This window comes from Anaeromyxobacter sp. SG64 (assembly GCF_022690745.1).
Lineage (GTDB): Bacteria > Myxococcota > Myxococcia > Myxococcales > Anaeromyxobacteraceae > Anaeromyxobacter > Anaeromyxobacter soli.
The window spans coordinates 36,683-50,400 of the sequence record NZ_JALCZB010000012.1 but is presented as its reverse complement, the minus strand read 5'-3'; the positions used below and the strand labels follow the sequence as shown (position 1 = coordinate 50,400).

General features: G+C 74.4%; 12 protein-coding genes and 1 tRNA gene. 2 read left to right on the top strand and 11 right to left on the bottom strand.

Annotated features, from left to right (window positions below; all coding sequences use genetic code 11):
- Positions 1–153 precede the first annotated feature (153 nt).
- The 4 genes from MNZ29_RS05940 to MNZ29_RS05925 all read right to left on the bottom strand — a co-directional run bounded on the left by MNZ29_RS05940 (position 154) and on the right by MNZ29_RS05925 (position 4,356).
- Positions 154–1,992 carry a SpoIID/LytB domain-containing protein gene (locus MNZ29_RS05940; RefSeq protein ID WP_242353653.1) on the bottom strand — a complete coding sequence of 613 codons (1,839 nt, stop codon included), beginning with the start codon at positions 1,990–1,992 and terminating at the stop codon, positions 154–156.
- On the bottom strand, positions 1,989–2,579 hold the full coding sequence (locus tag MNZ29_RS05935) for a hypothetical protein (RefSeq protein WP_242335800.1): 591 nt from the start codon (positions 2,577–2,579) through the stop codon (positions 1,989–1,991). Before MNZ29_RS05935 ends, MNZ29_RS05940 begins: the two co-directional genes overlap by 4 nt.
- A gap of 90 nt (positions 2,580–2,669) precedes the next feature.
- The gene (locus MNZ29_RS05930) at positions 2,670–3,383 is read right to left on the bottom strand and encodes a HEAT repeat domain-containing protein (protein ID WP_242353643.1); all 714 of its coding nucleotides are present in this window, start codon (positions 3,381–3,383) and stop codon (positions 2,670–2,672) included.
- A gap of 52 nt (positions 3,384–3,435) precedes the next feature.
- The gene (locus MNZ29_RS05925) at positions 3,436–4,356 is read right to left on the bottom strand and encodes an aminotransferase class IV (RefSeq protein ID WP_242353641.1); all 921 of its coding nucleotides are present in this window, start codon (positions 4,354–4,356) and stop codon (positions 3,436–3,438) included.
- 139 nt (positions 4,357–4,495) lie between these two features.
- Between MNZ29_RS05925 and MNZ29_RS05920 the strand changes: the two genes are divergently transcribed.
- A complete protein-coding gene (locus MNZ29_RS05920; protein WP_242335791.1) occupies positions 4,496–4,894 on the top strand; it encodes a hypothetical protein in 399 nt (132 codons plus the stop codon).
- A 54-nt stretch (positions 4,895–4,948) separates the two neighbouring features.
- On the opposite strand, the gene MNZ29_RS05915 is transcribed toward MNZ29_RS05920, so the two are convergent.
- The 7 genes from MNZ29_RS05915 to MNZ29_RS05885 form a co-directional block, all read right to left on the bottom strand.
- On the bottom strand, positions 4,949–6,190 hold the full coding sequence (locus MNZ29_RS05915) for a TolC family protein (RefSeq protein WP_242353630.1): 1,242 nt from the start codon (positions 6,188–6,190) through the stop codon (positions 4,949–4,951).
- The gene (locus tag MNZ29_RS05910) at positions 6,187–9,327 is read right to left on the bottom strand and encodes an efflux RND transporter permease subunit (RefSeq protein WP_242353620.1); all 3,141 of its coding nucleotides are present in this window, start codon (positions 9,325–9,327) and stop codon (positions 6,187–6,189) included. Before MNZ29_RS05910 ends, MNZ29_RS05915 begins: the two co-directional genes overlap by 4 nt.
- Positions 9,328–9,335: 8 nt before the next feature.
- Positions 9,336–10,889: an efflux RND transporter periplasmic adaptor subunit gene (locus tag MNZ29_RS05905; protein WP_242353610.1), complete on the bottom strand. Its 1,554-nt coding sequence runs from the start codon at positions 10,887–10,889 to the stop codon at positions 9,336–9,338.
- Positions 10,886–11,149 (bottom strand): hypothetical protein, encoded by a 264-nt coding sequence (locus tag MNZ29_RS05900; RefSeq protein WP_242353608.1) that lies wholly within the window; start codon positions 11,147–11,149, stop codon positions 10,886–10,888. Before MNZ29_RS05900 ends, MNZ29_RS05905 begins: the two co-directional genes overlap by 4 nt.
- A gap of 129 nt (positions 11,150–11,278) precedes the next feature.
- Positions 11,279–11,584: a hypothetical protein gene (locus MNZ29_RS05895; protein ID WP_242353606.1), complete on the bottom strand. Its 306-nt coding sequence runs from the start codon at positions 11,582–11,584 to the stop codon at positions 11,279–11,281.
- A gap of 2 nt (positions 11,585–11,586) precedes the next feature.
- On the bottom strand, positions 11,587–11,904 hold the full coding sequence (locus MNZ29_RS05890; protein WP_242353604.1) for a metalloregulator ArsR/SmtB family transcription factor: 318 nt from the start codon (positions 11,902–11,904) through the stop codon (positions 11,587–11,589).
- A 130-nt stretch (positions 11,905–12,034) separates the two neighbouring features.
- The gene (locus tag MNZ29_RS05885) at positions 12,035–12,796 is read right to left on the bottom strand and encodes a c-type cytochrome (RefSeq protein WP_242353592.1); all 762 of its coding nucleotides are present in this window, start codon (positions 12,794–12,796) and stop codon (positions 12,035–12,037) included.
- Positions 12,797–13,587: 791 nt separating this feature from the next.
- Here MNZ29_RS05885 and MNZ29_RS05880 point away from each other — a divergent pair.
- A tRNA-Lys gene (locus MNZ29_RS05880) sits at positions 13,588–13,660 on the top strand.
- The last annotated feature ends 58 nt before the right edge of the window (positions 13,661–13,718 follow it).

The window sequence follows — 13,718 nt, the reverse complement described above, 5'->3', positions numbered from 1 at the left end:
TGTACTGCGAGACGGGGAGGAAGAGCGCCGCGGTCGCTCGCGCGCTCGCAGGGCTCGGCTACTCGCGCGTCTACGATCTCGGCGCGCGCTCCAGCTGGTGATCGGTGGAAGGGGCGACGCGCGCTCCCGGGCGGGAACCCCTCGCGGCGCTCTTCAATAGAGGCGGGCGAGCTCCGCGCCCGAGTAGTAGCTGCCCAGGATCTCGCGGTACCCCTGGCCGGCCTGCGCACGCCCCACCGCGCCCCACTGGCACATCCCCGCGCCGTGGCCCCACCCCCCGCCGCGCAGGACGACGCCGTCGCTGGTGGGCTCCACCACGAACATCGCGGAGGGCAGCTCGCCGAGGAGCCGCCGGATGCGGAGCTCACCGGCGATCTCGACGCGCCCACGCTCGCCCTCGACGGCGAGGCGGCGGGCGCGACCCGACACGCCGCGCGCGCCGACCGCGATGGCGCGCACATGACCGACCCCGAGCTGCGCGGCCGCCGCGTCGAGCTCCGCGGCCGAGAGGCGGCGCTCCCATCGGAAACGCGTGATGCCCGGCGTGGAGGGCCGGCGGCACCACGCGTCTCCGGGCTCGGCGAGGAACGCGCGGAGCCTCGCCTCGTCGGCGAGGCCTTCCTTCCATCTCGCCGCCTGGGCCGCGGGAAGATCGGGCCGTCCACGCAGGCTCGCGCTCGCGGCGCCGCCCCAGACGAGCTCGTTGTGCTCCCCGTGGCCGCCGCAGGTCGCGGAGTACACGGCGTCGACGAGCGCCTGGTCCGCCGCGCCGAAGAGCGTCTCCCCGCGCGTGGTGCGCACCGCCTCGTCCGTGCGCGAGGTCCGCGCGCCGTCGCCGCGGTACGCCTGACAGTGAACCTCGGCGCACAGCATGAACGGGTCGGCCGAGTGGCGCGCGCCGAGCTGCGCGAGGACGTTCGAGCGGGCGGTGACCGCCTGGGCCTTGAGCGCCTCGAGCGGCGAGGACGCTGGCATCTCGCTGGGGACGAGCCCGCGCAGGAGCTCCTCGAGCGGGACCCCGTGGATGGCTGCGAGCCCCCCGTGCGCGTCCAGCGTGACGAACAGTCGGCCTCCGTAGGCCCTGTCCTCGCGCGCCCGGCCGCGAGGACCGCGATCGTGCTCGACGCCCTCGACGAGGAACCCGGCGTCTCCCGCGACGTCCAGCCACAGCGCCGCGTCCGCCTCGCCGAGCGGCGCGCCGCCCTCGCCGCGGAGCTCGAGCGTCCCGCGCGGCCGGGCGACCACCTCTGCGCTCAGCGCCGGCTGCTCCCCGAACCGCTCGCGCAGCGACGCGCCGGTCGCCCGCGCCGCCTCGAGCGAGCCGTCTCCCTCGGCGACGAGGAGCTCGCGGCGCGCGTCCACCACCCTGCCGCCGACGCCGTACACCGTGCCGGTCACGCGGGAGCGCACCGGCACACCTCGCGCCGCCCAGGTGCGCCGCGCCTCGTCGAGCGCGGCACGCGCCGCGAGCGGCGCCTCCGCGAGCAGGGCGTGGTGAACGACGATCGCGGGCGCCGCCTCGCGCGCGCGGACCGTGAGCCGGGCACCGGCAGGGACCTCGACGACGGTCCCCCCTCGCAGCGTGATCCGCCCGGGGGCGCGGGCGCGGAACGCGATCTCGCGCTGCCCCTCCATCAGCCGGATCGTGACGAGCGGCTCGCCGTCTCGCGTGAACGCGAGGCGGTGGGCCCAGAGGAGCTCGAGGGGATCGGCGAGATCGGCGGCGGGAGGGGGAGCGAGGGGAGCGGGCGCCGGAGGCGGGATGGCGGTCGGGGTCGGGGTCGGGGTCGAGGTCGAGGTCGGGGTGGGGGTCGGGGTCGAGGTAGGGGTCGAGGTCAGGGCCGGGGCGGGGGTGGAGATCGACGGCGACGGCGACGGCGAGGTCGAGCTCGGGGCGTGCTCCACCCTCCCCGTGCCTCCCACCTCGTTCCGCCCGATCGCGCACGCGAGCAGCGCGGCGACGGCGAACCCCAGGGCTCCGCGGCTCCTCACGACGCGAGCCGCGCGTCCTTCTCGGCCGCCAGCGCCTCCAGCGACGCGGCGGCGGCGGCCCGCGCCTCCGGGGCAGCGCCGGGATCGCGGAGGAGCGCAGCGGCCCGCGCGAGCTCCTCGCGCTCTCGAGCCTCGCGCTCGCGGATGGCGTCCACCATCGCGCCGACGTCCACCGCGAGATCGACGAGCAGGTCGCGAGCGCGCAGGGGCCGGACCGGCGCGAGCCGGCCTGCGGCGACGTCGCGACAGGCGCGGCTCAGGACGAGCGCGGGGCCGGCGATCCGGTGCGTCACCACCACCGCAGCCGCGAGGAGGCACGGCAGCACGGCGGCGAGCACGACGGCCACGAGGCCGATGCGTCCTCGGTCCTCCGCCGCGAGCGCCTGCGCGAGGGACTCGCCGGCGAGCGGATCGCCGAGGGCCACGACCCGGCTCGTCTCGCGATACGCCGTCCAGAGGAGCCAGCCCAGGCCGGCCGAGAGCGCGACCGCCACGGCGAGGAGGTAGCTCGCGAGCCGGAGCTGCAGCGCGCCGTCGAGGAGATAGTTGCGGAACCGCCGGCGCGGGGGCTCTGCGGGAGGAGCCAAAGGCTCGGGCGCGGCCGGCGCTGGCGCCGCGCCAGGTGAGGGCGGCGGGACGGGACTCTGCCGGCCGGACGCGGATTCCATCCCTTCGGTTTACCTCCCCCCGAGCCGCGCCGCGAGATCCTCGCACAGCGCCCGGGCGGCGGCGTCGAGGGCCCGGGCGGCGTAGGAGGCGATCTTCGCCTCGGGGATCGCCCCCGCCGCGGAGAGGCGCGCGCCGCTCTCGAGCATCGCCGCCATGCGCCCATCGCCGTCGACGGCGACGAGCGCCGCCTTGACGGCGACGATCGTCCGCACGGCGTCCGAGTCCACGTCGACCCGCAGCACCGTCGGCTTCAGCACCATCCCGCCGCGTTCGAGGACCTCCCAGCCGTGCGCCGCGAGGTGCCGCGCGATCGCTGCGCGGAGCGCGTCCCGGGCCGCGGCCCCGCCGGCGCTCCCGCCGGGCTCGTCGATCGAGAACGCGAGGCCGAGCACGTCGAGGGCGCGGACGACCGCGGCCCGCACGGCCGGATCCGCGTCCGAGCGGCGCGCCGCCTCGAGCGCCCGGCGTGCCCCTCCGCCCCCGACCCTGCCCAGCGCGCCGGCCGCGGCGATGCGGACCGCGGGCGCGGCGTCGGACGCGAGCGCCGCGGCGAGCAGCGGGACGGCCTCCGCTTCGCCGCGCTGGCCGAGCACGATCGCCGCCTGAGCGCGGACCTTCACCGAGCCGTCCTCGCGGAGCGCGCGGGCGGCGTCGTCGTGGGAGTCGGCGCGGGCGACCGCGGTGAGCGCGAGGAGGACTGCGCAGACTGCGATCCGTGGCATGCGCGCGCGAGTGTACGCTCGCGCCCTGCCGCCGCCAGGGCGATTTCGCCGCCTACCTGCGCACCCTCAGTCCTACAGGACCGCCCGCGAGTCGCCTGAAGGCCTGGTGCAGGTGATGGGTGAGCGGCCCGGGGCGCCCGGCGCCGACGGGGCTGTCCCCGAGCCGTGTGACGGGGAGGATCTCCCGGACGGTGGAGGTGATGAAGAGCTCGTCCGCGCGCTCCAGGTCTTCCGGTCGGAGCGGCACCTCCTCGACGGGGACGCCCTCGGCTCGCGCGAGCCGGAGCACCACCGCCCGCGTCACGCCCTCGAGGATCCCGGACGCGATGGGCGGGGTGAGCAGCCGGCCCCCGGCCACCGCGAAGACGTTGGAGGACGAGCCCTCCGTCACGAACCCCGCGTCGTCGAGCAGCAGCGCCTCCTGCGCGCCGGCCGCGCGTGCCTCCCGGACGGCGAGCACGTGCGTCAAATGGGCGCCCGTCTTCGCGGAGGGGTCCACCGCCTGCGGGGAGGCGCGCCGAACTCCCACGACCGCCGCCGGGATCCCGTCCGCGTAGGCCCGCGCCGGCGGTCCGACGAGCGGCTGCACGATCACGATGGCGAGCGGATCGACGGCGAGCGCCGGATCGAGCCCGATCTCCCCTGCCCCGCGCGTCATCACCACGCGGACGTACCGCTCGCCCGCGTTCCACGGCGCCGCGTCCGGCTCCGGCGCGTCCGCTCCGCGCGCGGCGGCGAGGGTGCGATCGATCTCCGCGGCCGTCCGTTGCGCGTCCCAGCGCGGCGAGAGCCCGATGCGGGCCGCGGAGTGCGCGAGCCGGGCGAGGTGGGCCTCGCGCTCGAACGGGCGGCCGCCGTAGGTCCGGATCACCTCGTAGACGCTGTCGCCGTACAGGAAGCCGCGGTCGAACACCGAGACCCTCGCCTCCGCGGGGGCGACGAGGGAGCCGTCGAGGTTCACGAGCGTCCGCATGCCCCTGTTCTAGCGGAGAAGCGCGCGCCCGGCGCGCCGGGGTGTGGACCGCACGAGTCGCTCGACCGCGCGGGCGCCCCCTACGGATCCGGCCCGAATTCTTGACCCTGGGATCCCCCGGCGATATCCCGGGAAATCGATGGATGCCGCGGTCGAGTGCACTCACTGCAAGGTCGTGATGACGAGCTGGTCGGCTCCGGCCAGCCAGATCCGCTACTTCCAGTGCCCGTTCTGCGCGCGGACGCACTCCTCGCTCTACGGCGAGGTGTTCCGGCGGCGCGCAGGGGCGCGGGTGATCGACGCGCCCGCCCGGGCCTCCGCGCCTGCCGAGATCCCGATGGCGAGCGCCGAGGACATCCGCTGGGCCCGCGTGAAGGCGACCGCCGCCCAGTGGTTCGCGCGGGTGGAGGCGGACGAGCGCGCCTGCGCGCCGCGCGCCGCGCCCGTGACGCGAGTCCCCGCTAGACCCGCCCCTGCCGCTCCCGCGGCAGCCCGTGCTCGCATGGCCGTGGCCGCCGGCACGAAGCGCAAGCCCTGACCTCCGCGCGCTGGGCGAGGCCGCGACCCTCCGCGCAACCGCGGGACGGCGTCCTCATCCCGCACCCCCGAAGGGCGCCTCGGATCCCATCGCCCGGGCGAGCTCTGCCTCGGCCTCCGCGAGCTCCGCGAGCGCCTCCACGTGCTCCCGCCTCGCCTCGACGGCGCCACGCCGGATGAGCAGCAGCTCGGCGACCCCGATCTTTCCGGCGTCGTAAGCCTTCGTCGCGAGCGTGACGTTCGCCGCGGCGCCGGCGAGGGCCTCGCCCTCGAACGCCTGAGCGGCCTCCGCGGCGGTCTCGAGCCGCGAGACGGCCAGCCGCACCTCCTCACGGACGCGCCGCTCCGCCGCTGCGACCTCGGCCTCGGCCCGCGCCACGCGGGCCGAGGCGAGGCCTCGCCCGCCCTGGTTACGGTTGAAGACCGGCAGCTCGAACGTGAGCGTCCCGAGGACCACGTCGGCCCCCTCCTCGCGGGAGTACCTTCCGCCGATCGCCGGAGCGGGAAGCGACTCGCGTCGCGCGAGCCGCACCTCGCTCTCGGCCGCGGCGAGCTCGCGCCGCGCCGCGACGAGATCCGTCCGGGCGGACAGCGCCCGGTTCACGAGGCCCTCGGTGTCGAGGGGGGCGGCGCGGATCGCCCGCGGCAGCGCGCCGGCGAGCTCGAGCGGCGCGCCCGGCTCGCTGCCGAGCAGCGTCCGCAGCTCGGACAGCGCGGACGCTTGTCGCCGAGACGCCACCGCGACCGCTCGCGCCGCGCGTGCTCCCTCCACGCGCGCCGCGTTCACCTCGAGCTGCGTCGTCGCGCCGAGCTCGAAACGCCGCTCGACCGCGTGCACGGCGTCACGGGCGACCGTGAGGTCCTCACGTGCGAGCGCGATCAGCCGCTCGGCCGCGAGCACGCGTGCGAACGAGGCGCGGACCTCGGACGCGAGCCCGACGCGTCGCGCCGCGAGGCGCGCCTCGGACACGTCCCGCTCCGCCGACGTCACGTCGATCCGCGCGCCGCGCTGACCGAAGAGCTCGACGCGCTGCGAGACTGCGACCTCGACGTCGGTCGTGCGCCGGTCGCCCCGGCTCCGTGGGCCGGCGGCCGCCGAGATCTCCGGGTTGGCTCGAAGCGGGAGCTCCGCGTCGGCGAGCCGCGCGCGGGCCGCCCGGGCCTCCGCGGCGAGCCCGGCGAGCTCCGGGTTCCGCTCCAGCGCGATCGCGACCGCGCGCTCGCTCGTGAGGGGTTCCGCCCCTGCCGCCGACGCCAGGCAGACGGCCGCCGCGGCGGCGATGTTCTTCGCGTTCACGCCCGCCCCTCCCGTGCCGCCGAAAGCCCGGATCGTTCGGGCTCGCGCTCCGGGTCCAGGTCCTCCTCTCGCTCACCGCGCTCCGCGTCGCCCTTCGCCCGCAGCGCGGTGAACAGGACGGGCATCACGAGCAGCGTGAGCGCGGTGGACGACAGGACGCCGCCTATCACGACCGTCGCGAGCGGTCGCTGGACCTCGGCGCCCGGTCCCGTCGCGAGCGCCATGGGGATGAACCCGAGCGATGCCACCGACGCGGTCATGAGCACCGGCCGAAGCCGGGAGATCGCCGCCTCGCGTACCGCCTCGAGGAGCGCGACGCCCCGGTCGAGCAGCTGCCGGACACGCGAGACGAGCACGAGCCCATTCAGCACCGCGACGCCGAACAGCGCCACGAACCCGACCGCCGCCGAGATCGAGAACGGCAGCCCGCGCGCGGTCAGCGCCAGGATGCCTCCGACGAGGGCGAAGGGTACGCCGCTGAAGATGCGGAGCGTGTCGAGCAGGCGCCCGCTCGAGGCGTGGATCAAGAGGAACACCAGCGCGAGCGCGATCGGCACCACGACGAGGAGCCGCGTGCGGGCGCGCTCCAGGTTCGTGAACTGCCCGCCGAAGCGCACGAAGTAGCCGTCGGGCAGCTCCACCCGCTCGCCGATCGCCTGCCGGGCCGCCGCCACGAAGGACCCGAGATCGCGGCCGTGCACGTTCGCCTGGACCACCACGCGCCGCTTGCCCCACTCCCGCTGGATGGTCGTCGGGCCCGAGTGCTCCTCGACGTGCGTGAGCCGCGAGAGCGGGATCCGCTCGCCGGCGGGGCCCGGCACCTGCACGGCCCCCAGCGCCTCGGGATCCCGGAACTCCTCCGGGAGGCGGACGCCGAGCGCGAAGCGGCGGTCCCCCTCGCGGATCTCTCCCACGTGGCGGATCCCGACCGCCTCCGTGGCGTCGAGCACGCTGCGGGCGGTGATCCCGTACCGGGCGATGGCGTCGCGGTCCACGGTGACCTGGAGCACGGGCTGCCCGGTCACCTGCTCCACCGTCACGTCCGCGGCCCCGGGGATGCCCCTCAGCACCGTCTCGACCTCGCGTGCCTTCGCGCGAAGGAGGTCGAGATCGTCGCCGAACAGCTTCACGCCCAGGTCGCTGCGGATGCCGGCGACCATCTCGTTGAGCCGCATCTCGATGGGCTGCGTGAAGGCGAGCCGCTCGCCCGGGAGGCCCTCGAGCTCCTTTCGCATCGCCTCGACGAGCTCGGCTTGCGTGTGCGCGCGCTTCCAGCGCTCCCGCGGGCGGAGCGCCACGAACACGTCGGACAGCTCGACGCCCATCGGATCCGTCGCGACCTCCGGCGTGCCGGTGCGTGTCCAGACGCGCTCCGCCTCGTCCGGGAACTTCGCCAGGATCACCTGCTCGATCCGCTCGCCCATGCGGACGGACTCGTCGAGCGAGACCTCGGCGAGGCGCGCGACGTTCACGACGATCGTCCCCTCCGACAGGCGCGGCACGAACTCGCTCCCGAGCCGGAGCGCGCCGATCGCCGCCAGCGCGACGACCGCCGCGGCGCCGCCGAGTACCCACCGTGAGTGCGCCATCGTCCACGCGAGGATCGGCGCGTACGTCCGCTTCAGCCATCCCACCCACCTCGGCTCCGGGTGGGCACCCCTGCGAAGCGCCAGCGACGCGAGCACCGGCGCGAGCGTCATCGACAGGAGGACGGAGCCGAGCAGCGCGAGCACGACGGTGAGCGCCATCGGCCGGAACAGCTTCCCCTCGACGCCCTCGAGCGTGAGGATCGGCAGGTACACGAGCGCGATGATGAGCTCACCGAAGAGCGTCGGCTTGCGCACCTCGACGGCCGCGTCGCGCACGACCTCGCTGACCGTGCGCCGCCCGCCCTCCATTCCCAGGCGCCGCTCGGCGTTCTCGACCAGGATCACGGAGCTGTCCACGACCAGCCCGAAGTCGATCGCGCCGAGAGACATGAGCGTCCCGGCGACGCCGAACCGCAGCATCCCCGTGAACGCGAAGAGCAGGGAGAGCGGGATGGCGCTCGCCACGATCAGCCCTGCGCGGAGGTTCCCGAGGAACGCGAACAGCACCGCCACGACGAGGAGCGCCCCCTCGAGCAGGTTGTTCCGGACCGTCCGCAGCACGAGGTCCACGAGCTCGGTGCGCTCGTAGACCGGCTCGGCCGTGATTCCGGCAGGGAGGCTCTTCTGGAGGTCCGCGAGGCGCGCCGCGAGCGCCTTCGTGACCTCGTGGCTGTTCTCGTGGACGAGCATGAAGCCGAGCCCGAGCACGGCCTCGCCCTCGCCGTCCGCCGTGACGGCCGCGCGGCGGATCTCGTGCCCGACCTCGACGCGGGCGACGTCGCGGATCCGCACGGGCACGCCGTCGTGCGCGGCGACGACCACGCCTTCGACGTCGCGCCCGTCCGTGAGCGCGCCGACGCCCAGCACGAGGCGGCTCGTCCCGCCGCGATCGAGGACGCCGCCGCCGACGTTCGCGTTGTTCTTCTCGAGCGCCTCGTAGACGTCGCCGAGCGACAGGTCGAACTTCTGGAGGCGGCGCGGATCGACGACGACGTGCCACTGCTTCTCGTTGCCGCCCCAGGCGTTCACCTCGGCCACCCCGGGGACGCTCCGGAGCTGGGGCGCCACGATCCAGTCGTGCGCGGTCCGGATCTCCTCGAGCGACCTGCCCTTCCCCTTCACGAGATAGTGGAAGACCTCGCCGAGACCGGTCGCGACCGGCCCGAGCGCCGGCCGTTCGATGCCCGCGGGGAGCTCGAGCCGGGAGAGTCGCTCCGAGACCTGCTGCCGGGCGAACCACAGGTCCGTGCCGTCCTCGAACTGGACGGTGATCTGCGAGAGCCCGAACTTCGAGATGGAGCGGAGGTCCTCGACCTTCGGCAGCCCCGCGAGCACCTGCTCTACGGGGATCGTGAGCTGCCGCTCGACCTCGAGCGGCGCCAGGGCGGGCGCGACCGTGTTCACCTGCACCTGCACGGGCGTCGTGTCCGGGAAGGCGTCCATGGGGAGCGCGCGGAACGAGAGCACCCCGGCGACGACGATCGCGATCCAGGCGCCGACGACGGCCCGGCGGTGCCCGAGGGACCACTCGATGATTCGCGTGAGCACGGTCGCTCCTAGTCGTCGGCGCAGCCAGCGCCGATGGAGTCCTTCAGGATCTCGGTCTTGAGGACGAACGCGCCGGTCGTGACGACCTCCGAGCCGGGCGCGAGGCCGCCGACGACCTCCACGTCACCGCCGACCCGCGCGCCGAGCCGGACCGCGACGGGGTCGTACTGGCCCGGCGCGGTCCGCACGAACACGAGATCGTGCTCCTGCGCCCGCTGGATCGCGTCGCGCGGGACGAGGAGGGCGCCCCGCGGCGCGGCCACCTCGATGGTGCCGTGCACGAACGCGCCTGCCCGGAGCGCTCGGTCCTGGTTCGGCAGGTCCACGCGGACGCGGACCGTTCGCGTCCGCGGGTCGACCGACGCGGGCACGCGCGCGACGCGCGCCTCGCGGACCTCACCGGACCCGTCGACGCGAACCGTCACCTTCTGGCCTGCGCGGAGCGCTCCCGCGTGCTCCTCGGGGACCTCGAGCACGGCCCAGAGCGTGCGGACGTCCGCGATCTCGACGAGGGAGTCCTCCGGCGAGACCGCCCGTCCCGCGACGGCGGCCCGCGCGACCACGGTCCCATCGAACGGGGCGACGAGCGCGTACCGGCCGCCGCTCCCCGCTGCGCCCGCGCCTGCGGCGCGCAGCTCGGCTCGAGCCGCGTCACGCTCGGCCTCGGCCGCGGCGAGCTCCGTGCGCGCCTGCTCCACGTCGCGTCGCGAGCTGATCCCGTCGCCCACGAGCGACTCCTCACGGGCGAGCGCTGCCCGCGCCGACTGAGCGCGCGCCTCGGCCGCGGCGAGCCTCGACTGCGCCCCGCCGACGGCGCCGGAAGCGAGCACGACGAGCGGCTGGCCTCGGCGGACGTCCTCGCCCACGTCGACCTTCACCTCGACGACGGTCGCCTCGCCGCGCGCGGACAGCCGCGCGAGCTTGTTCTGGTCGAACTCGAGCTGGCCGACCGCCTCGATCCTCGGCGCGAACGGACGCTCCACGACGCGCGTGGTCACGATCCCGGCTTCCCGCTCCAGCTCTGCGGAGGCGAGGCGGATCTTCGTCCCCGGCTCCGGAAACGAGGGGAGCTCGTGCCCGGCGGCCTTCACCTTCTCGGGGTGACAGTACGGGCACACGGACTCGGGATACCCGTGCTCGCGGCAGTAGTCGCCGGCCTGGATGAACTTCGCGATGAGCTGCGGCCGGCACTTCGTGCACATCTCCTCGGGGACCGCGTGCTCCTTGCACCAGGGCAAGGGGCCCGGCGCGGCCTTCGCCGTCGTCTTCGCGGCCGCGAACGTGAGCCCTGGGTTGCACTTCACGCACTGCGACTCGGGGACGCCGTGCTCGTTGCACCAGTCGCCCATCTCCTTGAACGCCGGGATGAGGTCCGGGTTGCACCTCGTGCACAGGTCCGCGGGGACGCCGTGCTCGCAGAGCCTCGGCGCCTCGGCGCTCGCGGCGTGCTCCGCCTTCTCCGAGGTGCCGCCGTGCGGTCCCTCCGCGCCCGGCGCCGTGCGCGTGCAACCTGCCCCGGCGACGACCGCGGCGAGCGCTACCGTCAGGGCGACCCGGGTCACTTCACGCCCTCCTTCGCGAGCTTCGGGTTGCACCGGGCGCACTGGCTCTCGGGCACGCCGTGCTCCCCGCACCAGTCGCCCTTCGCCTTGAACACGGGGACGAGCTTCGGGTTGCACCGCGCGCAGAGCGTCTTCTTCACGCCGTGCTCGCACCTGGCCGCGGTGGAGTCCGCCGCGCGCGCGGCCGGCTCGGCGGCACGGCCCGGGACGGCGGAGGTGAACAGGGTGACCAAGCCGAGCGCGAGGACGATCGTGCGCATGGACTCTTCTCCTTCCGCGCAGTGGGCGCGGCGAGCGGACCGCGCTATCGCGCGGGCGCGTCGTGGACTTTGGACGAAGGACGGGGAAACCCGCTCGAGCGGGCACACTGCTCCCGTGATGGGAGCGCGTCAGGCTCTCGGCGGGTGAAACACGCCGGCCGTCACCACCGGGAGCCGAGGCGACGCCTGCGCGACGACGACGCTGCGCACGATCGTCGCTGCTGCCGGGCCGGGGCACGGCGCGCCGACCACGGCGAGGGATGCATGCACGTTCGCGCAGATGCCCTGGGCGCAGTTCGGCGGACAGTGCTTGCCGTCCAGCGCGCCGTCGCACGCCGCTGCGCAGTCGTCGTCCAGCGCGGCCGTGAGGACCTGGGGGACGCCCGACGTGAACACGCCGACGGCGACGAGGACGAGCACACGCAGGAGGCGCATGCTCACCGCGTCCCTTCGAGCGCGGTCTCGAGCGCTTCCCGGACCCACGCGTCGGCGAGGCTGTAGTACGCGAGCTTGCCGTCCATTCGGAACTTCACGAGGCCGAGCCTGCGGAGGAGCTGCAGCTGCTGCGAGGTGGCGGGCATCGAGCGCCCCGCGACCTTCGAGAGATCGCAGACGCACAGCTCGGCGCGGCAGAGCGCGTGCAGGATGCGGACCCGGGTGGGATCGGAGAGCGCCGAGAACCGCTCGGCGACCTGCAAGATGGCCGCGTCGTCCGGGGCCGCGGCGCGAACCGCGGCGACCCTGCGCGCGTCCACGCACACCACCGCGCACTCACCCGACGCGTCGAGGCGCGGGGGACGGGCACGGCGGGGTCGGGCGGAAGTCACTTCCACGACTTCGAAACTACGAAATCGGCTCCGCTCGGTCAAGCGGCCGCGGAGGACCTCACCGCAGCGTCTTCAGGAACAGGAGCAGATCGTCCCAATCCTGCCCGCTCAGCTGCCAGCGCGGCATGCGGGGGTCGAGCGTCTCGCCGTCGGCGCCGACGCCCTCGACGACCGCGCGGCGGATGAGCTCGTCCGTATACGTGGGGCCTCGAGTGCCGTCGGGCTCGCGCAGGCCGGACGGGTCCGTGAGGTTCGGGTACGTGATGTTCGGCGTCGTGAACATCATGGTGCGGAGGCCATGCCCATCGGACCCGTGACAGCCTGCGCAGCCGCTCCTGGTCATCATCATCATCCCGAAGCCGCCGCTGCGGACGATCGGCTGTCCGTCAGCGCCGATCCCCCAGTCGAAGATGCGCTCGCCGAGAGCGACGGGATCGCCGCTCGGGCCGGGGACGACGCCCGGGCCACCGCCGCATCCGTTCGCCATCGGTCCCCAGCCGTAGCCGTAGCCGTCGAGACCGCTCATCATCTGTCCGCACCGCGCGTAGACGTGCGCGGAGTACGAGGCCATGACGTCCGCGTGACGGAAGGCCTCCGCCTGGTCGTCGGTCAGGCTCGCGAAGGTGCACGCGACGCGGCCGTGCGCGTCGAGCTCGGCGAGCATCGCGCTCGCGACGCAGCTCATGTCCACGTACGCGACGCCGTCGTGCGCACCGATGAAGCCGTCCATCGCGCCGCTCAGCTGGACCATCTGCGAGATCCACGGACGCACCTGCGCGTCGTAGGCGTCGTGCGCCGCCGGGCAACCCGTGACCGTCATCGTGGAAGCGCCCATCGTCGCGCGATAGGAAAGCGCCGCCGACTGCACGCGCGCCGTCAGGTCCTGGTAATCCGCTATCTGCGTCCTGTCGGCTGTCGTCGAGCTGTTGCTCGGGTTCGTCGTCGACGACCCTCCGCAGGCGGTGACGGCGAGCAGGCCTGCGCTCGCAAAGGCAAGGATTCCGATCCGCATGTCGACGCTCGCGTGGCTCGGGGTTGAACGCGGGGGTGTAGCAACATGCGCGCCTCACCACGCCAGCAAGCGATCCGGGACGTGCGCCACCCACCAGGGGTGCGCAAGCGATGCGGAAGGCGCCCATCTGCGTGCACACATCGCGCTCGCAATTCGTGGCGCGCGACGCGGCTCCGTGACGGTGCGAGTAGCGTTCTCCAGAGTCGTCCACGGTCTCAGAGAGCGGACGCCACGCCGGGCGCATCCCGGTCAGGCGGGGGCAGGCTGCGCGGGGGCGCCAGTCACGTGACGCCGATGACCGCCGCAGTGAAGAGCGCGCTCATCGACTCGCGACTCGGGCAAGCGACGTCCACGGGGCGCACCCGCCGGCCGCGAGCCTCGTCCGGTCCCGCTGCTCCACGAGCTCCTCCGGCGGCGCTCAACTCGTGCAGCGTTCCTCGCCGGCCACGTGGTATCAAGCGACGCGACACACGGGGGCGAGTCACCGGATCATGGCCGGGTTCCGGCGCGACCGCGGGCTCCTCCTGTCGATCTTCGGCACGGACGTGAAGGAGGGCGATGCATCGCCCGGCGTGATTAGCTAAGAAGTGCGGAGCCTCGAGGCGCTAGCTCAACTGGCAGAGCATCGGCCTTTTAAGCCGGTGGTTCTGGGTTCGATTCCCAGGCGCCTCATTAGCCGCAGCGTCCTGAGCGAGAGCCGGCAGGTGGTCGAGCACCGACCGATCGGCGC

Bases quoted from the DNA above. Each gene is read 5' to 3' on its own strand.
- MNZ29_RS05930 (WP_242353643.1), bottom strand. From the start codon at position 3,383: ATGCCACGGATCGCAGTCTGCGCAGTCCTCCTCGCGCTCACCGCGGTC.
- MNZ29_RS05925 (WP_242353641.1), bottom strand. From the start codon at position 4,356: ATGCGGACGCTCGTGAACCTCGACGGCTCCCTCGTCGCCCCCGCGGAG.
- MNZ29_RS05920 (WP_242335791.1), top strand. From the start codon at position 4,496: ATGGATGCCGCGGTCGAGTGCACTCACTGCAAGGTCGTGATGACGAGC.
- MNZ29_RS05900 (WP_242353608.1), bottom strand. From the start codon at position 11,149: ATGCGCACGATCGTCCTCGCGCTCGGCTTGGTCACCCTGTTCACCTCC.
- MNZ29_RS05895 (WP_242353606.1), bottom strand. From the start codon at position 11,584: ATGCGCCTCCTGCGTGTGCTCGTCCTCGTCGCCGTCGGCGTGTTCACG.
- MNZ29_RS05885 (WP_242353592.1), bottom strand. From the start codon at position 12,796: ATGACGGTCACGGGTTGCCCGGCGGCGCACGACGCCTACGACGCGCAG.